A 24873-nucleotide genomic window follows, 5' to 3' on the forward strand; every position below is an offset into this window, starting at 1 on the left:
TACTCTATCTCAGGTTTTCGATCTTCTTCTGATAGCCGGGCCTATAGATTTTTTTTTACTTTGATATCTTGAAGTAATAATTGAGCTTAAATTGTAGGTTACTAATGCATTTCCTATCATTACTGGATATCCCTTACAGCATATAACTTCGTTATATAATCAGGAGTAAATTTTTCATATTCTTTCTCCGAACATTTAGCTGCAAAAATAGTTTTGATTTGGTATCTATTTATGGAAACACTATCTATTTGTAATACTTTAGAGACATAGTAAGTAAAATAATTTTTTGAATTGGAATAAACAAACATCAAATTGGCAGCTCTGTCAACTCTTACCATCTTGCTTTTAAGATAATATTTAGCTTCCGTATCATTCCAATTTGGATTTTGATAAATACTGTCAGGTTTTGAATTAAGATAATTTTTATATAAATGATATATCTCTTTAATGACAACTTTTGAGGTATCTACTCTTGCGGAAATATCTGGTATACTATTCTGGCTGTTGGATTTTAATCCGATTAAAATAACTAAAATTAATAACTGATATTTTCTCATTTTAACTAAACAATTTAACTGTCTTTTTTTGATCACATAGTATTATTAAAAAGATAATATACGAAAATTGAGCTCCTAAACTATAAAGAAAAAAATAGATTGTTTATATAACTACAACAAATTTTAACAAAGAAGGCCGTTTTTAAGTAAAGAATGTTAAAATTTTGAGAGTAATATTAGATAAAGCCCTGCTTAATGGCTTCTTTTACCAGACCCGTATCGTCAGTGGCATCAAAGGCTTTTTTCATACGGCCAACTCGCTTTTGGATGGCACTGGTTGTGAGGCAGATGATTCCTTCCAACTCTTTTATTTTGAATCCTTTGGATAAATATAATAGAATTTGACGATTGTAATCTTCAATCATTAGTTCTTTCTTCCATATTTCATTGATACAATTCTTTACCATAGGACTCTGGTATTGGTTGCCTTGCAATACCTGCATTACGGCTAACTGCAATTTCTCAGGGCTAATGTCATTTTTTATGATAAGTCCTTCCGGGCGTATCTTCTTGGCTATATCATAAACAACGATAACTTCAGTATGGGCAGTAATCATTATAATTTTACAGTCCGACATTTTTTGCCTTATCAGAACAGTAAGGTCGCTTCCTGACAAAATAGATTTTTCCTTATAAGCAGGTAGACCTTTGTCAATGATGGCAATGTCAAAGCTTCCCTTTTTTGAAATAGCTCGCTCAAGCTCAAAATAAGCCTCTTCACAATTATACGCTTTAGTGAAAATGGGGTGATGCCTACCAAAAGGCTCTCCTAGTAGAGCGCTATTATAGCCTTCTACAGTCAATGGATGATCATCTACCAAAAATACATTCATTAATTTAGATATATAACTTTAACAAAATAGGCCGTTTTTCTGCATAAAAAAAATGTATTTTTCTCTAGCTTGCGCGCTACTTCATTTTTGTACCGGCTTTGTCAAAGATAAACAAACTGCAATAAATCAAATTATAAAAATAAAGCCCTTTCAGCCGACATTAAAGAGATACTTCCTTTTATAAAATTAACCTTGGCAAGTAATGCCGAAGCGATAAGCAAAAAACCGAAACATAATAGTCAAAATATTAAAGCATACAATCTGTCTAAAGACCCATTGTCTGGTTTTTAATTTTTATTTTTGGTAAAAACTTAAACATTTTATCAAATAATTGAAAACAAAATATAGCATAGTATTGCTAGTTAATCTCTTTTTGTTGATTACTGCATGCCAGAAAAAAAAGGATGATATTGAATATAAAAATGGAGTAACGCATCTTTTAAATAATCTTAACTCTTCAGTACTGCAAGATACTAGTAAGATAAAAACACTAGATACCCTCTTTCTATATCTACAGAGGCATGAAAATGATTCCATAAACAGAAACTTATTCTTTAAAGTAGCCAATAAGTATTATGATTTAAATCAATACGACAATTATCTTTTTGTAACAAAAAAAGTTCTGGAATTGGCAATCAAGAAAAAAGATACAGTTCATATTGCAAAGTCTCTTTATTATTTAGGGGATTATTTTGAAGAAAAAACGGTATTGGATAGTGCGTTCTATTATTATGCAAAATCCGAAAAGTTGTATAAGAGTATTAAAGACACCTCAAATACGGGCAAAACAGCCCTATATAAAGCTGGGATTTTATATGATGCCGGAAACTTTACCGAAAGTGAAATCGAACTGGTTGCTGCTTTGAGACTATTGAACAAAACTAATAATACAAGATTAATTTATGAGAGTTACAATTTAATGGCGCTTTCATTAAAGGAAATAAACAATCATAAAAAATCTTTGGAATATTTTGAGTTAGCCCTAAAACAGCTGGATAAACTAGAAAGTGAAGGTTATATTAAAGAAAGGATCATTAAATCCAGAGCCTCTATTAATAATAATATGGGTAGGGTTTATGACAAAATGGAAAATCAAAAAGAAGCAATTCGATTATATAAAAAGGGTTTGCAGACCAATAGACTAAAACAAGATCATCCTAAATTATATGCCATGTTATTGAATAATTTGGCTTATGCTCAAATGAAATCCGGTAATAGTAATGGGATTAGGGAGAAATTTTTTGAATCGTTAAGAATTCGTGATAGTCTTGATATTAAACCAGGTATTGTCACGAGCAAAATAGCAATCGGAGAGTACTTTATTCATCAAAAAGATACTACTAAAGCATTGACTTACTTCAAAGAAGGATTCGTGCTATCTAAAAAAATAAACAGCAGTTATGATGTTATTCAATCATTGAAATTATTGACTGAAAATGATATTAAAAACAAGACGCATTACACAAAGCTATACATTAAGGTTACTGACAGTTTTCAAAATGCGGAACGGGCAACCCGCAATAAATTTGCAAGAATAGCCTATGAAACCGAACAGATAGAAGAGAAAAATGACCTTTTATCTAAAAGGAATAGCACTATCATTATTGGATCCGGAATTGTTATTCTTTTTTTAACAGGCTTTTTTATCATATACCGTCTAAAATCAAGAAATAAAGAACTTCTTTTTATTCAGGAGCAGCAAGAAACTAATGAAAAGATCTATCAATTGATGCTAAAGCAGCAATCGGAAACCGAACAAGCCCGCAAAGAGGAAAGGAATCGTATAGCTATGGAATTACACGATGGCATAGTAAACAGTATTTTCACGACTCGTTTTAACTTAATTCAATTAGATCCAAATGCAGCAGATAAAAAAGAGCAATTGGTAAAAGAACTGGAAAAAGCGGAAAATGAAATAAGACGCGTTTCTCATGATTTGACTGAAAACCTACTTTTTGAAGATAAAAGTTTGCCCGAGATTATAACAACATTAGTTGAATCCCAACAAAACCAATGCAATACACGCTTTGATGTATCAATAGATAAATATATTGATTGGTCGAAGATTGCAAGTGCCAACAAAATACATATCTATCGCATTATTCAAGAGGCCTTGCAGAATGTCAACAAATATTCAAAAGCCGAAAGATGTTATATAATGCTATTAAAAACTGCCGATAAAATAAGCATTCGCATTTGGGATAATGGAATTGGATTTAATCCCGAAAAAGTGAAACAGGGAATTGGACTTAAGAATATTAAAAGCAGAACTGAGGCATTAAATGGAGAACTTAAAATTAGTTCCAATTCAGAAAAGGGCACAACCATAGAGATCATATTCTAAGCAATCAGGGTACAAAAAATTAACATTTTTTGCTGTAAAACTACCTATTTTCTTAAAGTTTGGTTCCGTCTGACTGCTATCCAAAATCATATCTTTACTTTTCAGGCTATTTAAATTAGTACACAAAGAATCAAAGCCCGAAAATGAAAGTTGTAAAAAGAATTGTTGACCTTCTGGAATCCAAAAAATGTAAAATCCACGGCCAACAGGCTATAATAAGAGTAATAAACAACGAATCAATAAGTATAAAAAGCTGTTGTGAAAAATTTAAAAAAGATTTGGAAATAGAACGTAGAACTGAAATAACAAAACAAACCAGAGAAGCAATAAGGAAACTATGTGAAATTGAATGATGAATGGCAATTTCGTTTGAAGCAATAATTGAAGAACTAGGGAAATTTATAAATAAAATCAATGCTACGAAAAGGACAATGGAGAATAAACTCTAAATAACTAATAAGTAAACATCACAGGCAGTGCTGACTGCCCCCTTTTTTTCAAAAAATCTATTTTAGAATAAAAAATGCGGTGAATAATCTACTTAATCACCGCATTTTTTGCGGAGAATATTTTATAGGCAACTTCAATACACCATTATATTTTAAGAACGTGGTTTAGGCAAGTTCCTGTCATACATAATAATACTGCCTGCCACAGCCACGTTTAAGCTTTTTTCTGATTTAAATTTTACTAAATGGTGGCATTTATCCATTGCTTTTATGGACAGGCCATGATCTTCTGCTCCCAATAAATAAACACAGCGTCTTGGATGTTCAAAGCTCTCTAAATCTGATGCTTTTTCATTTAATTCAACACCAACCAATCGCGCTCCTTTGGGTAAGTTTTCAAAAAAAGCTTCAAAAGTTTCATAGTGAAAATATGGAATGGCTTTTACTGCATTATGCGTATCGCAGGCTTGTTTGGCATATCGATTGCCTATGGTAAATATAAAAGTAGCCCCTAAGTTTTGAGCCGTTCGCCATAAAACACCTAAATTTTCAGGCGTTTTACCATTTTGTATCCCTATCCCAAAATATTCATTTATAAAGTTATCATTCATAAGAGCAAAAGTACAAACTGTAAGCACATAAATCAATTTTTATTGAGATGAAGGAAGATTAAGTATTGGTGTGCTTTTAGATAATTCGCGCTTTTTTTGGTAGTCCTCAAAATGCAAAACGTTATTATTGAATAAGTTTCTTATAATAGAAAATATTTCAAATATGTTTTTTAAACATGTGAAAGAGCCCTGTTTTAAAGATAATAATATTTGTTTTGTTCTAAAATTTTGTATGCTACTAATCATAAATATTTAGTTTTTCCACCAATAAAACAACTACCTATCATACACCTCTCTAGCCTTCTCATCTCTTTGAATTCAAAGATTATCGAGAAAAGCAATATCAAAAACCTCTATCCAAAACACGGGAAGTGTGTTGTTTAAGGCATTAGAAAACATAAGCCAGACTATTCTGATTGCAGTTAGTAGAGTAAATAAAGAGAGGCAAATCTCTAAGAGAATTCAATTGTTACAACAATAAAATTGCAACAAAACATTAATTTTTTGTTACAAACCAAAAAAACTGTATTGGGTTTCAAAAATATGTGTACTTTTGCACCAATGAATAATACAAGTTTACATATAACTTCTATCTCACGGAAAAACACAGTATGTACCTCACCCGAGGTACGGATACTATTTGTATAGTACCCAAATTGTGATTTGTTCTATTTTATTCATTTTTCATTTTTCTTATTTTGAAATTTCAATTGTTATCCTTTGGATTAACTTATCCTAAAAGCAGTATTCAGTATTATTTAAAATCAAACACATTGAGCTGTTTTACAACAACTTACAAGATGTTTTTTTCATTTAATTGGAGTAACTTTAGCTTTTCAAGCATCTTATTATATCACTTACTTTTTAACTCAAAATTCAGTTCTTGAAATGAATATCTCTATTATTATAGCTCAGGAAGAACATTTTAAGTATGCACAAATTATTTGTGACACTATAGAAACATCTGCCCTATTGAGAGGAACCGGAATTGCTAAAAGAACTCCTGAATACATCCAGAAAAAGATGGAAAATCAGGATGCCATTATAGCATTGGATAACGGAAAATTTGCCGGTTTTTGTTATATCGAAAGTTGGCAAGACAGTAATTATGTAGCCCATTCAGGACTAATAGTACATCCTGATTACAGAAATTTAGGCCTGGCTAAGCAAATTAAATCTAAAGTATTTGATTACTCTTTGAAAAAGTATCCAAATGCCAAAGTATTCGGGATCACGACCGGTCTGGCAGTGATGAAAATAAATTCGGAACTGGGATACAAGCCTGTTCCGTTTTCTGAACTTACCAGCGACCCGAGTTTTTGGAAAGGATGTCAAACCTGTACCAATTATGAAATTCTGAAAAGCAAAGACAATAAGATGTGTTTGTGTACCGGGATGCTTTATGATCCTAAAGAAAAACCAAAAACACCTCCGAAGCATCCTTTTAATGTCCGGATATGGAACCGATTAAAAAAGATCAAACAGGCTCTTTTCTTAGAAAAATAATAAAGCCAACAAAATAACAAATAACACAATTCGCTAAAAACTAATCAGCAGAAGTCGAATAGTAATTAGCCATAAAAAATCTCAAAATGAAAAAAGTAGTATTAGCATATAGTGGAGGTTTAGACACCTCCTATTGCCTTAAATATTTGAAAAATGAAAAAGGGTATGAAGTTCATACTGTATTAATCAATACTGGAGGATTTGATGATGAAGAATTAAAAGCAATAGAAGACAGAGCTTATGAATTAGGAAGTGCTCAACATGCCAATCTGACTATTGTTGACAAATATTACGACAAAGCCATCAAATATTTGATTTATGGCAATGTATTAAAAAACAACACTTACCCATTATCTGTAAGTGCCGAACGTGTTTTTCAGGCTATTGAAGCTATAAAATATGCCAAATCTGTTGGTGCCAGCGCTATTGCTCACGGAAGTACCGGTGCCGGAAACGATCAAATTCGTTTTGATTTGATTTTTCAAACCATTGCTCCCGAAATTGAAATCATCACTCCCATCCGTGACTTGAAATTATCCAGACAGGAAGAAGTAGATTATTTGTCTAAAAACGGCGTACACTATTCTTGGGAAAAAGCACAATATTCGATTAACAAAGGACTTTGGGGGACCAGTGTTGGTGGTAAAGAAACTTTAACTTCCAGCCAGCCATTACCAAGCGAGGCCTACCCTTCACAATTAACAAAGGAAGGCGAAGAAAAAGTGACTTTGGAATTCAAAAAAGGAGAATTAGTAGCCGTAAACGGTGTTACGGACAAACCATCCAATAATATTGTTGCTTTAGAAAAATTAGCCAGTGCTTATGCTATTGGCAGAGACATTCACGTGGGTGACACGATTATCGGGATTAAAGGAAGAGTTGGTTTTGAAGCTGCAGCACCCATTATCATCATCAAAGCGCACCATTTACTAGAGAAACACACTCTTGGAAAATGGCAACAATACTGGAAGGAACAACTAGGAAACTGGTATGGAATGTTATTCCACGAAGGACAGTTCTTGGATCCGGTGATGAGAAATATCGAGACTTTCCTGGAAGACACTCAAAAAACAGTAAACGGAACCGTAACAGTATCGTTAAAACCATACCATTTTTCATTGGACGGAATAACATCTGAAAATGATTTAATGAATACTGGTTTTGGTCAATATGGAGAGATGAACAATGCTTGGACATCTGACGATGCCAAAGGATTTATCAAAATTCTGGGTAATGCCCAAAACATATTTTCATCTGTAAACAAGGAGACTTACGAGTAAAACAGTAACAGTCAAAAGTCGAAAGTCGAAAATACTTGGCATTATAAACTTTATTTTTTATAAAAATATAAATACTTGTAATAGAAGGCCAAGATTTAAAACAATTGAGCTTTTATTGATTAAGAAACCGAAATTTTAATAGCTATTATGAAAGTTAAATTTGCTCTATTACTGCCCTTGTTTCTACTCCTTTTTGGATGTTCTAACGATAACGATGGAATAACACCCGAAAAAGAAACATTAAAAAGTATTACTTATGAAGTCTTACTATTTGAATATACACCTGATACTGGTAATAACACATCTAGGTTACGCTATGAGATAAAGTTTACTAATCCTAATAATGTTGCCGTAAAAGGAAATTATAAGATAACATATGACGCTGATGGACTTATTTTAACTCCTATCAGAAAAGTACCCAACGACGATCCTTATGAAAAAATTGGAGCAAACTCCTACTATACCGCTAGTTATGATGTTGAATCAGCACTTAATCCAACATTAGGAACTATAAAGTCAATAAAATTTGTTTCCGCTGAATTCGTTCTTGCGGATTTATAAAAAACGAAGATTTTTTACAGAATCTTAAAAATAAAAAACTATGATTAAAGTAGGAATAATTGGAGGTTCAGGATATACTGCGGGAGAATTAATTAGGATTCTAATGTTTCATCCTAATGCAAAATTAGACTTTGTGTACAGCACAACTAACGCAGGAAAGCCACTCTCAATAGCGCACCATGATTTAATGGGTGATATCGAGATGAATTTTACCGATACAGTGAATCCTAACGTAGATGTGGTCTTCTTGTGTTTAGGACACGGAAAATCAATTTCGTTTTTAGAAATCAATTCTTTTTCTGACACTACAAAAATCATCGATTTAGGAAATGATTTCCGTTTGATCAAAGACAAAGAATTCAACGGAAAATCATTTGTTTACGGTTTGCCTGAACTGAATAAATCCAGCATAAAAAAAGCCCAATACATTGCCAATCCCGGTTGTTTTGCAACAGCTATTCAATTGGCCTTGTTACCGCTTGCCGCAAATGGAAATTTGAATACTGATGTCCATATCAATGCGACCACAGGAAGTACCGGCGCCGGAGTTTCTCCTTCAGAAACGACCCATTTCAGTTGGAGATCTAACAATATGTCGCATTACAAAGCTTTCGATCACCAACATTTGGGCGAAATCAATCAAAGCATCAATCAATTGCAGGCGAATTATACAGACGAATTGATTTTTGTACCCAATAGAGGCGATTTTGCCAGAGGAATTTTTGCTACCTTATACACGAGCAGCGATGAAAGTCTGGAAGATATTGTTGCAAAATATGAGACTTATTATAAAGATCAACCATTTGTAACCGTTACCACTACCAATATCAATATGAAGCAGGTAGTACAAACTAATAAATGCATCATCAGTTTAATGAAAAAAGGAAATCGGATTTTGATTACTTCAATCATTGACAATCTGGTAAAAGGTGCTTCGGGCCAAGCCGTTCAAAACATGAATTTGATGTTTGGACTCGAAGAAACCACAGGATTGCATTTAAAACCAAGCGGATTTTAGAAAAAAATTGAAAGATTGAAAGATTGAAGAATTTAAAGATTATGAAATCCTTTAAGTTTAAAAATAATTCCGTAATACAAGCAAATCTTTCAATTATTAAATTATTAAATCTTTAAATAATAAAGAAAAATGAACTTATTTGACGTTTACCCATTATACAATATCACGCCTGTAAAAGCAGTAGATTGCACCATTACAGACGATAAAGGAATTGACTATTTAGACTTATATTCCGGACACGGGGTAATTTCTATAGGACACACACAGCCGGATTATGTGGCAAAAATTAAAAATCAATTAGACCAATTGAGTTTCTATTCGAATGCGATCCAGAATCCACTACAAGTAGAATTAGCTCAAAAACTAGGCAAACTTTCCGGTCTGGAAGATTACAGCCTATTCCTATGCAGTTCTGGAGCTGAAGCCAATGAAAATGCATTAAAACTGGCATCTTTTCATACCAATAAATCCAGAATTATTGCTTTTGACAATTCTTTCCACGGAAGAACATCAGCAGCAGTTGCAGCAACAGATAATAAAAAAATCGTTGCGCCACTAAATGCCCAACAAGCGGTCACTTTTTTGCCGTTAAACCAAATTGAATTGGTAGAAGCCGAGTTAGAAAAAGGAGATGTTTGCTGTGTTATCATCGAAGGAATTCAAGGTGTTGGCGGACTTGATGAAGGAACAACAGCATTCTTTCAGGCTTTAGAAAAAGTTTGTAAAACTTATGAAGCTGTTTTAATCTTGGACGAAGTTCAATCCGGATACGGTAGAAGCGGAAAATTCTTTGCTTTTCAACATCATGGAATCAATCCTGATATCATTACCACTGCCAAAGGTATGGGGAATGGTTTCCCGATTGGTGGGGTTTTGATTTCTCCAAAATTTGTAGCCAGCTACGGCTTATTAGGAACTACTTTTGGCGGAAGCCACTTAGCTTGTGCAGCAGGAATTGCTGTTTTGGATGTGATCGAAAATCAAAAATTAATCGACAATGTAAATACGGTTTCGGCCTACTTTTTTGAAGCCATCAAACAAATTCCGGAAATCAGAAAGGTAAAAGGAAAAGGGCTGATGCTGGGAGTTGAATTTGATTTTGATGTTGCCGCGCTTAGAAAAAAGATGATTATCGAGAAGCATATTTTTACCGGAAGTGCCAATAACAAAAATCTATTAAGAATACTTCCACCACTGACTATCAATAAAGAAGGTATTGATACTTTTATCATTGCTTTAAAAGAAAGCTTAGTGGAATTGAAATGATTTTTTTCAAAAATATAAGTCATTTAAGTTTAAGAAGAAATGAGTTAAAAACTTATATATCCTTTTCAAAGCTGATTTTTAATAGCTAAAAATCAACCCTAAACAAAAACTTACATGACTTATATATTTAGATTTATTTTCTAATAATAGTAAAACAAAAGCAATGAACCACTTATTACCAATAGAAAAACGAAACGCTGTCCTGAACCGAATGGCTTTTCTTTTGGAACAAGAAAGAAAAAGCATTCAAGCTATCAACCAGCAAGACCTTTCCAACTATTCAGGTGATGATCTGGCTATGGAAAAACGATTGTTAGTTGATGACGCCAAGATTGACGCGATGATACTCTCCTTACAGCAATTAAGCAGTCAGGAAGATCCTGTGGGGAAACTGCGTTTTGATTTTACACATGAAAACGGAATGAAAATCCACAATAAAACGGCGGCTTTTGGCACTGTTTTGATCATTTATGAATCCAGACCCGATGTCACTGTAGAAGCAGGCGGAATTGCATTCAAATCAGGAAATAAGATCCTTTTGAAAGGCGGTAAAGAATCATTGCTTTCGAATCTAAAAATTGTGAGTTTGTGGCATCAAGCCTTGACTGATAATGGAATTTCAAGTTCCTGGGTAGAATACTTGAATTATGACAGAGCTGAAACGCAGGCTTTTTTGGAAAAACCAACACAAAAAGTAGATTTAATCGTTCCTCGTGGCGGTGAAAATCTAATTGCTTTTGTAAAAAAACACGCCAGCTGTCCTGTAATTGTAAGCGGACGAGGAAACAACTTTGTGTACGTACATCCGGAAGCCGATTTAGACCAAGCCCTTGCTGTTATTATCAACGGAAAAACCTCAAACATATCAGTTTGCAATGCTTTGGATAAAGTTTTAATTGATGTTAATTTACCTAACTGGGAAGCTTTTGCCAGCAAAATTGTGAGCGAATTACAACAAAAAAAGGTCACTGTTTTAGGCGATGAAAGCATTTCAAAAGCAACTAGTGTCCCGCAGATTGAGTCGGACTTAATTTGGTACGAAGAATTTTTAGATTATAAAATTGTCATTGGAACAGTCAATTCTAACCAAGAAGCCATTGACAAAATAAATAAATATTGTGGCGGACATTCGGCTTCCATCATCACAAAAAACAATGCTGTGGCACAAGAATTCATGGAGAATGTGGATACGGCAGCCGTTTATCAAAATGCCTCTACCCGCTTTACAGATGGCGGACAATTTGGTTTAGGCGGCGAATTAGCGATAAGCACAGACAAATTACATCAAAGAGGACCTATAGGACTCCAACATTTAGTTACAAATAAGTGGTATATTTACGGAAATGGACAGGTTAGATAGCAATTGGCAGTGTTCAGTTGTCAGTTGTCAGTTCGATTGCAGTCGAGAACAAATTAATGATTTTTGATTTCATATTTAAAGAAAATAAATAGTAAAGATTTAAATATTAAGACAAAGCTCTACGAAATTTACGTTTTTAAACGTTTCTATTATAAAAAACTTTGCGCCCTTTGCGGTTAAAAAGAAAGCATAAAATGAGTAAAAAAAGAATATTATTAAAGCTGGGAAGCAATACGCTGACCAAGGAAACTAATTTTATTTCGAGAGGAAAAATCGAAGATATCGGTATCCAAATAGCAGCGCTCAAAGACGACTATGAGTTCATAATTGTAAGCTCCGGCGCTATTGCAGCGGCAAAACAATTTGTAAAACTGGAAAGTCAGGACAAGGAAGTTTTTGTTAAACAAGCGCTGGCATCTATTGGCCAACCCCAATTGATGCGGATTTATCAAGAGAATTTCAGTGATTTGGGCTTACTCACTTCGCAATGCCTATTGTCCTATTCTGATTTTGAAAAAGAACAATCCAAAATCAACATTGTAAATACGATTAATGTATTGGTCAAAAATAATTATATCCCAATTATTAATGAAAATGATACGGTGGCAACGGACGAAATCCAGTTTGGTGACAACGACAAATTGGCCGCTTTAACAGCTGTTTTATTGAATGTAGACCTATTGATTATTGCGACTAATACCAATGGAATTTACACCAAATCGACCATTAACGACAAAACACCTGAAACAATCACTCTGGTAAATGATTTAAGCTCTTTACAAAAAGAAATTAGTGATTCTAAGTCGTCGCATGGAACCGGCGGCATGCAATCTAAGATAGAAGCTTCGGCTATAGCGAAAGAAGCCAATATAGAAACCTGGATTATCAACGGATTAGAAGATAAGTTTATTTTGAAAGCATTAAAAAACGAAATTCCGTTTACAAAGATTGTATAAATGTTGATGCGGTTAATCGTTAATCCGGTTAATCGATTCAATGCGCAAGCAAAGCTAACTGACGGAGTAAATAACCGATTAAACAACAAAACAATGAACTACACATCAATAAAAGACATCGATTCACTCCAGAAATGGGTGAAACAAGCGCTAAAAATCAAAAACAAACCGCTTAAAAACCATAAACTGGGAAAAAACAAAACGCTGGGAATGTTGTTTTTCAACCCCAGTTTAAGAACCCGTTTAAGTACGCAAAAGGCCGCTTTGAATTTAGGGATGAACGTTATGGTAATGAACTTTACCAGCGAAGGATGGACTCTTGAGTTTGCAGACGGAGCCATTATGAATCAAGGCGCTTCTGAGCACATCAAAGAAGCTGCCGAAGTCGTTTCGCAATACTGCGATATTATCGCTATCAGGGCTTTTGCCGGATTAGTGGACAAAGAAAAAGACAATGCCGAAACGGTATTGGCTGGTTTTCTAAAACACGCTACCGTGCCTATCGTTAATATGGAAGGCGCTACCGGTCATCCGTTACAATCCCTTGCCGACGCCATAACCATGGAAGAATTCAAAACAGAACACAAGCCAAAAGTAGTCCTTTCCTGGGCACCACACCCTAAAGCTTTACCGCAGGCAGTGGCTAATTCCTTTGTGGAAATGATGCAGTTACAAGATGCTGACTTTGTGATCACGCATCCAAAAGGCTACGAACTCAATCCTGAAATTACAAAAGATTCCAAAATAGAATACGACCAAGACAAAGCCTTTGAAAATGCCGATTTTATTTATGTCAAAAATTGGAGCAACTACACTGATTACGGCCAAGTCACTAATTCCGATTCCAATTGGACGGTCACAGCCGATAAAATGAAGCTGACCAATAACGCCAAGTTCATGCATTGTTTGCCCGTAAGACGTAATGTAATTGTTACCGACGAAGTTATTGACAGCGAAAACTCGATCGTCATTCAACAAGCGAACAACAGAACCTATGCCGCTCAATTGGTATTGCAAAAAATATTAAAAAACGGTTCAGCCTCAAAAGAAAAGAGCAAGTCGAAAGCTAAAAAAGACAAATAAATGAATTCAGAAGCCAAAAGCCAAAAGCTACAAGCCATCTCTATCATAAAAATTGGCGGAAACATCATTGACAATCCTGCCGAATTGAAACAATTTTTAAGTGATTTTTCACAAATTGAAGGGCATAAAATATTGGTTCACGGCGGAGGAAAGTCAGCGACCAAAATGGCCCAAAGTATTGGATTGACTCCGCAAATGATTGATGGACGCCGCATTACCGATGCCGCCATGCTGGATGTAGCGGTGATGATTTATGCCGGTCAAATCAACAAAAATATTGTTGCTCAATTACAGGCTCAGGATACGAATGCGATGGGATTTTCAGGTGCAGACGGGAATTTAATCCAATCAGTCAAAAGAAACCATCCCAGCATTGATTATGGCTTTGTAGGCGATGTAAAGAAAATAAATACCAGCCTTCTGAAAACATTAGTCTCAAATGGAATTGTCCCTGTATTTTGCGCCATTACGCACGACAAACAAGGGCAGTTATTAAACACCAATGCAGACACCATTGCCAGTGAATTAGCAATAGCGCTATCGACCGTTTTTGAAGTGACTTTGAACTACTGTTTCGAAAAACCCGGAGTTTTATTCGATTCAGAAGATGATTCTTCAGTAATTGCAACAATTGACACTGTCTTGTATTCAAAATTGAAAGCCGAGAAAGCCATTCACTCCGGAATGATTCCAAAACTGGACAACTGTTTTAACAGCCTTTCCCAAGGAGTTCAAAAAATACGAATAGGCCATCATCGGATGTTAGAAAACCCAAATTCTGTTTGTACTACAATTCAATTGTAAAAATTGAAACTGTTTAGAATTTATTCCTTTATTTTGAGCTCTGAGAAATTACGTTGATTCAGCCTCATTTCTTAATGGTTCAAAAAGAAAATAGTATTTTTGATTTTGATACCATTTACTATTCATAAAGACACTGACAAATAATTATACCTTCATGGTAGAGCAAATGAAAAACATAGAAATCCTTACCCAAGAAGCCATTTCGCTATTAAAAGCGCTGATTGAAACCCCTTCCTTTTCAAGCGAAGAAGACCAGACGGCTCTTTTGATCGAAAATTGGTTCCATCAAAACGAAATTCCATTCCACAGAGAAAACAATAATGTTTGGGCTTTCAATAAACATTTCGACAAGGCTAAACCTACACTTTTACTCAATTCTCACCACGATACCGTTAAACCCAATCAAGCGTACACCAATGATCCTTTTAAGGCGATTGTAAGAGACGGCAAATTATTCGGACTCGGAAGCAATGATGCCGGAGGTTGTCTGGTTTCCTTATTGGCTACTTTTGTTCATTTCTATGCTCATGAAAACCTGCCTTACAATATTGTAATTGTAGCTTCAGCCGAAGAAGAAAGCAGTGGAAAAAACGGGCTAAACAGCGTGTTGAAACACTTACCGGTTTTAGATTGTGCTATCGTGGGCGAACCCACTTTGATGCAATTGGCCATAGCCGAAAAAGGGCTGTTGGTATTGGACGTAAAAGTAAAAGGAACCGCCAGTCACGCCGCACATCAAAACGATGACAACTCAATATACAATACCATCCCGGTGATACAATGGTTCAAAACCTTTGAATTTGATAAAATATCAGAGCAATTAGGTCCCGTAAAAATGACTGTAACCCAGATCAATGCCGGAAAACAACACAATGTAGTTCCATCAGAATGTGATTTGGTAATTGACATTCGAGTGAATGATTGTTATTCAAATCCGGAAATTTTAGCCATAGTCAAAAAACATGTAGCAGCCGAGATAACACCACGTTCCATGCACTTAAACGCCTCTTCCATTCCTGCAACACATGGTTTGGTTCAAGCCGGAATTGCCTTGGGAAGAACAACCTATGGCTCACCTACCCTTTCAGACCAATCGGTTTTGAGCTGTCAATCCTTAAAATTAGGACCTGGTGAAACCCTGCGGTCGCACTCGGCTGACGAATTTATATTTTTAAATGAAATCGAAGAAGGAATCCAATTGTATATCAAAATACTGACTGATTTTTTCAAACAATAAAATAATTAGGAGCTAATCCCGCTATCCGCTATATCTCTTGTGGCGAACTCCGCCACAAGAGGATGCCGCTGCTATCGGGGCTAAAAATAGAAATGGAAACATTTCACAAAACATCAAGATATGAAACTTTGGGAAAAAGGAATACCTACCGATAAGCAAATTGAGCAATTCACCGTAGGAAATGACAGAGAATTAGATTTGGTATTGGCAAAATACGATGCACTGGGTTCCATTGCTCACGCCAAAATGCTGGGACAAATCGGCCTTCTAACCGATTCGGAAACCATTTCATTGGTTTTGGCCTTGGAAGACATTATTTCTGATATCGAGAAAGGTAAATTTGAGATTGAAGACAGCTTTGAAGACGTTCATTCTAAAATTGAATATTTACTGACGGCAAAACTAGGTGATGCCGGCAAAAAAATCCATACTGCACGTTCTCGCAATGACCAAGTATTAGTCGATGTCAATTTATACCTCAAAGACGTTGTAAAAGACTTTAAAGCACAGGTCAAAATCCTTTTCGACCTAATGATGGAATCGGCAGAGAAACACCAAAACGTACTATTACCGGGCTATACGCATTTACAAATTGCGATGCCATCTTCTTTCGGCATGTGGTTCTCTGCTTATGCTGAAACCTTAATTGACGATATCACGATGCTGAATGCCGCTTTGAAAATTGTAGACCAAAACCCTTTAGGTTCTGCTGCGGGTTACGGAAGTTCGTTCCCTATCAATAGGACTTTCACCACAAAAGAGTTGGGCTTCGAAACCTTAAAATACAATGCTGTGGCAGCGCAAATGAGCCGTGGAAAATCAGAAAAAACAGTTGCTTTTGCGATGAGTAGCGTGGCAGCTACCTTGGCTAAGTTTTCTATGGATGTGTGTTTGTACATGAGTCAAAATTTTGACTTCATCAGTTTACCTGCACATCTTACGACCGGCTCGAGTATCATGCCACACAAGAAAAACCCAGATGTTTTTGAGTTAATTCGTGGAAAATGCAATAAGATTCAAGCCTTACCTTACGAAATCACCTTAATTACCAACAATCTTCCAAGTGGCTACCACAGAGATTTACAATTATTGAAAGAAGGATTATTTCCAGCGATTCAAAACTTAAAAGCCTGTCTGGATATCGCTATTTTTTCGATCAAAGACATCAACGTAAAGGATAACATTCTGGCAGATAAAAAATACAACTATCTGTTTACGGTAGATACCCTGAATGAAATGGTGGCGGCAGGAATGCCTTTTAGAGATGCATATAAAGCGGTAGCCGAACAATTAGAAAACGGTACTTATAAATCTCCAAAAGAGACCAAACACACCCATGAAGGAAGTATTAACAACCTTTGTTTAGCTGAAATTAAAGAAAAGATGAATCAAGCTTTTTAAGCGAATTCTCTTCAAATAAAAAAGCCGCTAATTCATAAATTAGTGGCTTTTTCTGCTTTTATTCGGTTCATAGCGCTCTTTTCGGTCTCAAACACCCCATTTTCTACGATTTGTTTTAGTTTTATGACTTTTTCATTATACTTCATGGAAACCATTTCAGCCCATCATTGAACGATTTATTTCTTCAAAAGTTTGTTCTAGCGAAAAAACACCTGCTTTCCTGAAAACCTCTCTTCCGTTTTGAAAAAGTAAAATTACGGGAGCAGAAAAAACCATCAGATCTCCTCTAAGAATTGGAAAATCTTCTAATTTTATTTTTCGATACTCCAAATTGGGAAACTTTTCCTGAATCCAAGGTTTCAGACGCTGGTCTAATGCTACGCAAACGGAACATCGTTCCGTACTGATGAGCAACAAAATAGAAGAATAGTTGTCAATTTCAGCTTTTGTCATTTTTTATCAATAATTCTTTCCTAAAAAATCCTAGATACTATCAGGATTGACCAATATATTTTTTTGTTACATCTAGATTCTTGTTCTCAATTCCTCAGCATCAATATCGCTATGAGAAGCATTATAAACTGCTATTCCGTTCTTAATTAAAATCAATTGAGGCGATTGATGCTGCACTCCAAAACGATGAGCAATTTCATTAGAAACATCTCGATACGCTATTAAATCTAAAAAATAAGCAGTAACTTTATCTGATAAATCAAACTCATTTTCAAATTGTCTCAAAGCCATTCTACTCACGCTGCAACGAGTACTGTGTTTGAAAATAGCAACTGGTTTCTCATTTGATAAAGTTATAATTTCGTTTAGCTGTCCCAAATCAGTCAGATTATTCCAATTGATATTTGATGTAGCCTCATTTTGGTTTTCTGATCCGCTGAAAATATTTTTAAAAAAACTCATAATTGTCTTGATTTAAGTCATTTTGTCTTGATTTAATGATAAAAATCATATAAAAGAAGACATTTTGTCCGTAATTTTGATATGGAATATATATTGAATATTGATTCGCAAAGTTAGCTAAATAACACAAACAATATAAAATCATGAATATAAATAAATTTACCATTAAGTCACAAGAGGCAATCCAGGCATCCCAACAACTGGCTCAAAGTCTAGGACAACAGCAAATAGAGAATGAACACGTTTTCAAATCGATATTTGAAGTCGATGAAAATGTAGCGCCTTTTATTTTGAAAAAACTCAACGTAAATGTGCCTTTATTCCTTCAGATTTTAGATAGCACTATTCAAAGCTTTCCTAAAGTTTCCGGAGGCGAAATTATGTTGTCAAGATCGGCAAATTCGGCTTTGAATGAGGCTGAAATTATTGCCAAAAAAATGAATGATGAGTATGTTTCTATCGAACATTTAATATTGGCTATTTTTGATTCGAAAAGTAAAGTAGCCCAAATATTAAAAGACCAAGGAGTTACATCAAAAGGCCTGAAAGCCGCTATTGAAGAATTGCGAAAAGGAGAAAGAGTTACCTCTGCCTCTGCAGAAGAAACTTATAATTCACTAAACAAATATGCCAAAAACCTCAATGAATTAGCCAAATCAGGAAAACTCGATCCCGTAATTGGCCGTGATGAGGAAATTAGAAGGGTGTTACAAATCCTGACCCGAAGAACAAAAAACAACCCGATGCTCGTGGGAGAACCCGGAGTGGGTAAAACCGCCATTGCGGAAGGCTTGGCGCATCGAATCGTAGACGGAGACGTCCCTGAAAACTTAAAAAATAAAATTGTTTTCTCTCTAGACATGGGCGCATTAATTGCTGGTGCCAAATACAAAGGGGAATTTGAGGAAAGACTAAAAGCCGTAGTCAAAGAAGTTACTGCTGCCGAAGGTGATATTGTACTGTTTATTGACGAAATTCACACCCTTGTGGGTGCTGGAGGTGGCGAAGGCGCTATGGATGCGGCAAATATCTTGAAACCGGCCCTGGCTCGTGGAGAGTTGAGAGCCATTGGTGCAACCACCTTGGACGAATACCAAAAATATTTCGAAAAAGACAAGGCACTTGAACGCCGTTTCCAAAAAATAATGATCGAAGAACCCGATACTGAAAGTGCCATTTCGATCCTGCGTGGTATTAAGGAAAAATACGAAACACACCATAAAGTACAAATAAAAGATGAAGCTATTATTGCTGCGGTAGAACTTTCCCAACGCTATATAAGCAACCGTTTTTTACCGGATAAAGCGATTGATTTAATGGATGAGGCCGCTTCTAAAATTCGTATGGAAATCAATTCAAAACCCGAAGAATTGGATGTTTTGGATCGAAAAGTGATGCAACTGGAAATTGAAATCGAAGCCATCAAAAGAGAAAAAGACGAAAGTAAGCTAAAAATTTTGGGAATGGATTTGGCCAATCTGAAAGAAGACCGAAACAAAATATTCGCCAAATGGAAGTCCGAGAAAGACGTAGTCGATAATATTCAAGCGGTAAAAACGGAAATAGAGGATTTCAAATACGAGGCAGAACGCGCCGAGCGTGACGGAGACTATGGAAAAGTAGCCGAAATCCGTTACGGAAAAATCAAAGAAGCCCAAGAACGTTTGGATACTTTAACAAAGCAATTACAGGAAAACCAATCCGGAACCTCTCTGATAAAAGAAGAAGTAACCCGCGAAGACATTGCCGAAGTGGTAGCCAAATGGACCGGAATACCGGTAATGAAAATGCTACAGGGAGAACGCGAAAAACTCTTGCATCTGGAAGAAGAGCTGCACCGCCGTGTTGTAGGTCAGGAAGAAGCCATCGAGGCGGTAAGTGATGCCGTTCGCAGAAGCCGAGCGGGATTACAGGATATGAAAAAACCGGTGGGAACTTTTCTATTCCTTGGAACAACAGGAGTAGGAAAAACCGAATTGGCCAAAGCACTCGCCGAATATTTATTTGACGATGAAAATGCCATGACCCGTATCGATATGAGTGAATATCAGGAACGCCACAGCGTGAGCCGATTGGTTGGTGCACCTCCGGGATATGTAGGTTATGATGAAGGTGGGCAATTGACCGAAGCCGTTCGAAGAAAACCCTATTCTGTAATCTTATTGGATGAGATTGAAAAAGCGCATCCGGACACCTTTAATATCCTTTTACAGGTCTTGGATGAAGGACGTTTGACCGATAACAAAGGGCGTTTGGCTGACTTTAAAAACACGATTATCATCATGACTTCTAATATGGGAAGCCAGATTATTCAGGATAAATTCGAGAACCTAAAAGGAAGCATGGAAGCAGCTACAGAAGCAGCGAAAGTTGAAGTCCTAAGCTTATTGAAACAAACGGTGCGTCCTGAATTCATCAATCGTATCGATGAAATCGTAATGTTCACACCTTTAAGCAGTGAAAATATTACTAAAATTGTGAGTCTGCAATTGAAAAGCGTCACTAAAATGTTGGCTTTGCAAGGTATAACCATGGATGCTACTCCAGAAGCCATTGCATACTTATCCGAAAAAGGATTTGATCCTCAATTTGGAGCCAGACCAGTAAAAAGAGTGATACAAAGAGACGTGTTAAATAAATTGTCTAAAGAAATTCTAGCAGGTAATATCGCCACAGATAGCATTATTCTGTTAGATGCTTTTGATGGAGAATTGGTCTTTAGAAACCAGACGGAAATAACAAAATAAATAGTAGCATTAGATAGAAAACACCAGTCGAAAGGCTGGTGTTTTTTTTTAGGGACATAACATAGATTTTTACTAAAAACCAATCGATGGATTTAATAAAAGATGCATACGAAAATCATCAATATAAAAGAACAAAATTTTTCCCTAGCCCCCATTTTCTACTCATTATAAAATTACCTATTTTTGCAATCTAAAATTTTAGTCATGCCAAACAAGAAATACAAAATAGCAGTTATTCAATTGAACCTAAATGACGTTGCCGAAAACAATCTGAAAAAATGTTTAAGCTGGGTTCGTGATGCAGCTAAGCTTGGTGCCGAAGTGATCTCGTTACCGGAATTATACAGCAGTCATTATTTTTGTCAAAGTGAAGATGTAGACAATTTTGCCTTGGCAGAACCCCTTTACAGCACTTCATTTATTGCTTTTAGCGCTTTGGCAAAAGAATTAGGTGTGGTTATTATTGTTCCTTTCTTCGAAAAAAGAATGGCCGGAATTTACCACAATAGTGCTTATATTATTGATACAGACGGATCAGAAGCGGGATTGTACCGTAAAATGCACATTCCGGATGATCCTCATTTCTATGAAAAATTCTATTTTACGCCGGGAGATTTGGGTTTCAAAACGATTCCTACTCAAAAAGGAAAAATCGGAACTTTAATCTGTTGGGACCAATGGTATCCTGAAGCAGCTCGATTGACTGCTCTACAAGGTGCTGAAGTTTTATTTTACCCAACAGCAATTGGTTGGCATCCTGGAGAAAAAGACGAATACGGTGCAAACCAATATGGCGCCTGGATGAATGTAATGAAAGGACATGCCGTAGCCAATGGTGTGTATGTGGCTGCCGCCAATAGAATCGGATTAGAACAATACTTGCCGGATACAGCCGGAATTGAATTCTGGGGAGCTTCTTTTATTGCGGGACCTCAAGGTGAAATTTTGGCACAAGCCTCACACGACAAGGAAGAAATTCTGATTGCCGAAGTAGACTTAGACTTACAGGAAAATGTACGTCAAAACTGGCCTTTCTTTAGAGACAGACGAATTGATGCTTTTGGTGATATTACAAAAAGAGCGATCGACTAATTTCAATTTATATAAATACTAAAAAAAAGCTACCAATTTGGTAGCTTTTTTTTATAGAAAAACAAATTGAATCCTTAATTCAAATCTGGTTGAAAAAACTTAACAGTTCCATCCCCTTCGCTGCTTACTGCAAGCAAACTTTTTTTCGTTGGACTTTTTGAAGCAGGGATAAAAAGCAATCCCTCTGGGGCATCACCCGTTTTGATACTTTGTAAGTATTGTGGAGCCGATGGATTTGTAATATCATAAATCATAACCGCATCGGTTCTTTCTAATCCTACAAATAGGATGTTTTTATTTCCCATTTTGGCAACTACTACTGATTCTGGTTCCGAACCTTTATCATCACTTCGACCGTCATCATAAGTTCCAAAATCATTCGAACGCTTGTCTAAGTCATTCTTACTGTCAAAAACCAAGCTTCCTGAATTTCCATTCCAAATAGTAAATGAACGGGCCCCAAAACTTATCAATTCGTCTGAATCACCGTCATTATCGGTATCACCTTCTGTCGAAATTAAATTCAAACGCCCCATTACAGCATCCGCTTTAAAAGTGGCTGCATCAGGAAAAACTGTCGCATCAAAAGTCATTTTGGCCAATCTTTTTACATCGGCATAACTGCCGTATTCTCTAGCATCTCCTTCATTGGCGGTGATAAAATAAGGTGTTCCATTTACAGTATAACTCGCAATCGCATCCGGCATAAACATCCCTTTTACTTTCCAAGGTTTGAATACAACTGCTCCGTCTTTATCGCTAATATCAATTCCGTTTTCTGCATTATTGAAATCTTTATACCCCAAGCCAAAAATGGACGAAATGCTTTTGTTTGTCAAATCCACTTTGGCAACGCCATTATTTTCTTGTAAAGTAACCCAAGCCGTTTTCGAGTCGGCTGAAATAGTAATATATTCCGGTTCAATATCGGCTGCAAAACTTTTTGCGGTTTTAGAAAACCTGAATCCTTTTGATTTTAAGGCACTCAATTGACTTTCGAAACCAGCAAAATTCAATGTAGTCACCGCATAATTATTAGAAACATCAATTATAGAAACAGAACCATCGGGATCAATCGAATAATCGGCATTCGGTTCTCCTTCATTGGCTGTCATAATAAATTTCCCGTCAGGCGAAAAGACAACCATGTCCGGCAAAGCGCCTACCTCAATTTCTTTAATCAAACTATAATCAGTGGTATTAAAAACAACTACTTTGCCATTGGCTTGCTTATCAATAGTCGATTCTAAAGCTACAGCAAGCTTGCCATTGTATGTAGCCACACTGTTTGAAGCTCCGTTATAAACTGACAAATCAATGCTTGCAATAGGTTTTGGATTGGTTGGATCGGTCAAATCAATCACATCAATTTTATTATTACCGCTATTATTTACGGTAAAAAGTTTCTTAGAAACTTCATCGTATGCACTTATTTCTGCAGCTCCTTCGCCTCCTATAGTTATCGAACCAATTTCTTTAAAAGTAGAAGGATTTTCATTTATCGTTCCTTCCGGTATTTCATTCTCATTAGTATTTTCATTTGCACAAGCTGTCAATAAAAAAATTGATACAAATAAGGCTAATCCATAGTTTTTCATAATTCTATTTTTAGTTTTTCCAAAAATAAAGAGATCGCATCGAAGCTAGATTAAAACAATATTATCGAATGATTAACAAAACTACTCTGCTTAAAAAATTTAAAATGACTCAGTTTATTTGGTTCGAAGCATTCAAAAACAATTTAAAAATTGCTCCTTAATGTTTACCTTTGTCCTTTATAATCGAAATTAATCATGACTGAAAATAACAGAAGATTTCCTGCAGAATGGGAAAATCAACAAGGCATTTTACTTTGTTTTCCACATAACGGAAAAGACTGGCCCGGAAAATACGAAGCCATTCAATGGGCTTTTGTCGAATTTATAAAAAAAGTAGCCACATACGAGACCGTTTTTTTGATGGTTGCCGATGAAAAATTAAAAGAGAAAGTCAACGAAATGCTGGAAATGGCAAGAGTGAATCTTGAAAATATTTCTTTTATCATCCAAAAAACCAACAGAAGCTGGATGCGTGATTCCGGACCAATAATTGTTGAAAACGGATCCGAAAGAGAAGCATTGAACTTCAACTTTAACGGCTGGGCCAAATATAAAAATTACCAGTTAGACAAACATGTCCCTGCAAAAGTAGCCGATGTTTTAAATATTCCGCTTACACAGGTCATGTATAAAGGAAAACCCGTAATTGTTGAAGGTGGCGCTATCGACTCAAACGGAAAAGGAACTTTATTGACTTCGGAAGAATGCTTAATGCATCCCGATATTCAGGTAAGAAACCCAAATTTCACCAAAGCGGATTACGAAGCGGTTTTCAAGGAATACCTAGGAATTACTAATGTGATTTGGTTAGGCGACGGTGTTGAAGGGGATGATACCCACGGTCACATAGACGATTTATGTCGTTTTGTCAATGAAGATACAATTGTCACCATTGTAGAAACGGATCCAAATGACAGCAACTATGCCCCTTTGCAAGACAATTTAAAGCGTTTGCAAAATGCCAAATTAGAAAACGGCCAATCACCAAAAATTGTAGTATTACCAATGCCAAAGCGAATCGATTTTGAAGATTTGAGATTGCCGGCCAGTTATGCCAATTTCTTGATTTTGAACAAATGCGTATTGGTTCCTACGTTTAATGATCCAAATGACCGCAAAGCCCTTAACATTCTTGCTGAATGTTTTCCAGATAGAGAAATTATCGGAATCAGTGCCATTGATTTGATATGGGGATTTGGAACCTTACATTGCTTAAGTCAGCAAATTCCTGCTTAACAGAACAATTCGAAATATT

Annotated in this window: 22 protein-coding genes; 16 read left to right on the forward strand and 6 right to left on the reverse strand. The window is 35.8% G+C overall.

The features are described from left to right. Positions 1 to 119 precede the first annotated feature (119 nt). Entirely contained in the window at positions 120 to 557 is a 438-nt protein-coding gene (locus BUB25_RS11820; protein WP_139256909.1) for a hypothetical protein, read from the reverse strand. Positions 558 to 733: 176 nt separating this feature from the next. Beyond that, positions 734 to 1390 carry a response regulator gene (locus BUB25_RS11825; RefSeq protein WP_072944594.1) on the reverse strand — a complete coding sequence of 219 codons (657 nt, stop codon included), beginning with the start codon at positions 1388 to 1390 and terminating at the stop codon, positions 734 to 736. 331 nt (positions 1391 to 1721) lie between these two features. Between BUB25_RS11825 and BUB25_RS11830 the strand changes: the two genes are divergently transcribed. Both BUB25_RS11830 and BUB25_RS11835 read left to right on the forward strand, forming a co-directional pair. Further along, entirely contained in the window at positions 1722 to 3734 is a 2013-nt protein-coding gene (locus BUB25_RS11830; protein ID WP_072944596.1) for a tetratricopeptide repeat-containing sensor histidine kinase, read from the forward strand. 143 nt (positions 3735 to 3877) lie between these two features. Next, positions 3878 to 4087 carry a hypothetical protein gene (locus tag BUB25_RS11835; protein ID WP_072944599.1) on the forward strand — a complete coding sequence of 70 codons (210 nt, stop codon included), beginning with the start codon at positions 3878 to 3880 and terminating at the stop codon, positions 4085 to 4087. A 248-nt stretch (positions 4088 to 4335) separates the two neighbouring features. Here the strand turns inward: BUB25_RS11835 and BUB25_RS11840 are convergent, their stop codons facing one another. Beyond that, on the reverse strand, positions 4336 to 4794 hold the full coding sequence (locus tag BUB25_RS11840; protein WP_072944601.1) for an RNA methyltransferase: 459 nt from the start codon (positions 4792 to 4794) through the stop codon (positions 4336 to 4338). 888 nt (positions 4795 to 5682) lie between these two features. On the opposite strand from BUB25_RS11840, the gene BUB25_RS11845 reads away from it, so the two are divergent. From BUB25_RS11845 to argH, 11 genes are all read left to right on the forward strand, one after another. Beyond that, positions 5683 to 6300, forward strand: a complete 618-nt coding sequence (locus BUB25_RS11845) for a GNAT family N-acetyltransferase (RefSeq protein ID WP_072944603.1) — start codon at positions 5683 to 5685, stop codon at positions 6298 to 6300. Positions 6301 to 6386: 86 nt separating this feature from the next. Then, on the forward strand, positions 6387 to 7580 hold the full coding sequence (locus BUB25_RS11850) for an argininosuccinate synthase (RefSeq protein ID WP_072944605.1): 1194 nt from the start codon (positions 6387 to 6389) through the stop codon (positions 7578 to 7580). Positions 7581 to 7727: 147 nt separating this feature from the next. Further along, positions 7728 to 8141, forward strand: a complete 414-nt coding sequence (locus BUB25_RS11855) for a hypothetical protein (protein WP_072944607.1) — start codon at positions 7728 to 7730, stop codon at positions 8139 to 8141. 40 nt (positions 8142 to 8181) lie between these two features. Then, positions 8182 to 9159: an N-acetyl-gamma-glutamyl-phosphate reductase gene (gene argC / locus BUB25_RS11860; protein WP_072944609.1), complete on the forward strand. Its 978-nt coding sequence runs from the start codon at positions 8182 to 8184 to the stop codon at positions 9157 to 9159. 129 nt (positions 9160 to 9288) lie between these two features. Then, entirely contained in the window at positions 9289 to 10425 is a 1137-nt protein-coding gene (locus BUB25_RS11865) for an aspartate aminotransferase family protein (protein ID WP_072944611.1), read from the forward strand. Between the two features lie 163 nt (positions 10426 to 10588). Further along, positions 10589 to 11785, forward strand: a complete 1197-nt coding sequence (locus tag BUB25_RS11870; protein ID WP_072944613.1) for a glutamate-5-semialdehyde dehydrogenase — start codon at positions 10589 to 10591, stop codon at positions 11783 to 11785. Positions 11786 to 11979: 194 nt separating this feature from the next. Then, complete coding sequence (proB, locus tag BUB25_RS11875; RefSeq protein WP_072944615.1) at positions 11980 to 12741, forward strand: glutamate 5-kinase; 762 nt, start codon at positions 11980 to 11982, stop codon at positions 12739 to 12741. 93 nt (positions 12742 to 12834) lie between these two features. Then, on the forward strand, positions 12835 to 13824 hold the full coding sequence (locus tag BUB25_RS11880) for an N-acetylornithine carbamoyltransferase (protein ID WP_072944821.1): 990 nt from the start codon (positions 12835 to 12837) through the stop codon (positions 13822 to 13824). Beyond that, on the forward strand, positions 13825 to 14628 hold the full coding sequence (gene argB / locus BUB25_RS11885; protein WP_072944617.1) for an acetylglutamate kinase: 804 nt from the start codon (positions 13825 to 13827) through the stop codon (positions 14626 to 14628). It begins immediately after the preceding gene. 166 nt (positions 14629 to 14794) lie between these two features. After that, on the forward strand, positions 14795 to 15865 hold the full coding sequence (locus BUB25_RS11890; RefSeq protein WP_072944823.1) for a M20 family metallo-hydrolase: 1071 nt from the start codon (positions 14795 to 14797) through the stop codon (positions 15863 to 15865). A 120-nt stretch (positions 15866 to 15985) separates the two neighbouring features. After that, complete coding sequence (gene argH / locus BUB25_RS11895; protein WP_072944619.1) at positions 15986 to 17266, forward strand: argininosuccinate lyase; 1281 nt, start codon at positions 15986 to 15988, stop codon at positions 17264 to 17266. A gap of 156 nt (positions 17267 to 17422) precedes the next feature. Here the strand turns inward: argH and BUB25_RS11900 are convergent, their stop codons facing one another. Together BUB25_RS11900 and ytxJ are read right to left on the reverse strand one after the other, a co-directional pair. Beyond that, on the reverse strand, positions 17423 to 17719 hold the full coding sequence (locus tag BUB25_RS11900; RefSeq protein ID WP_072944621.1) for a thioredoxin family protein: 297 nt from the start codon (positions 17717 to 17719) through the stop codon (positions 17423 to 17425). Positions 17720 to 17791: 72 nt separating this feature from the next. Further along, positions 17792 to 18181, reverse strand: a complete 390-nt coding sequence (ytxJ, locus tag BUB25_RS11905; RefSeq protein ID WP_072944623.1) for a bacillithiol system redox-active protein YtxJ — start codon at positions 18179 to 18181, stop codon at positions 17792 to 17794. Between the two features lie 143 nt (positions 18182 to 18324). On the opposite strand from ytxJ, the gene clpB reads away from it, so the two are divergent. After that, complete coding sequence (gene clpB / locus BUB25_RS11915; protein WP_072944628.1) at positions 18325 to 20928, forward strand: ATP-dependent chaperone ClpB; 2604 nt, start codon at positions 18325 to 18327, stop codon at positions 20926 to 20928. Between the two features lie 204 nt (positions 20929 to 21132). Further along, entirely contained in the window at positions 21133 to 22020 is an 888-nt protein-coding gene (locus tag BUB25_RS11920) for a carbon-nitrogen hydrolase (protein ID WP_072944630.1), read from the forward strand. Positions 22021 to 22094: 74 nt separating this feature from the next. Here the strand turns inward: BUB25_RS11920 and BUB25_RS11925 are convergent, their stop codons facing one another. After that, complete coding sequence (locus BUB25_RS11925) at positions 22095 to 23618, reverse strand: choice-of-anchor I family protein (RefSeq protein ID WP_072944632.1); 1524 nt, start codon at positions 23616 to 23618, stop codon at positions 22095 to 22097. Positions 23619 to 23813: 195 nt separating this feature from the next. Between BUB25_RS11925 and BUB25_RS11930 the strand changes: the two genes are divergently transcribed. After that, positions 23814 to 24854, forward strand: coding sequence for an agmatine deiminase family protein (locus tag BUB25_RS11930; RefSeq protein ID WP_072944634.1), 1041 nt, complete (start codon positions 23814 to 23816; stop codon positions 24852 to 24854). The last annotated feature ends 19 nt before the right edge of the window (positions 24855 to 24873 follow it).

The sequence above is a fragment of the Flavobacterium granuli genome (assembly GCF_900129705.1).
GTDB lineage: Bacteria > Bacteroidota > Bacteroidia > Flavobacteriales > Flavobacteriaceae > Flavobacterium > Flavobacterium granuli.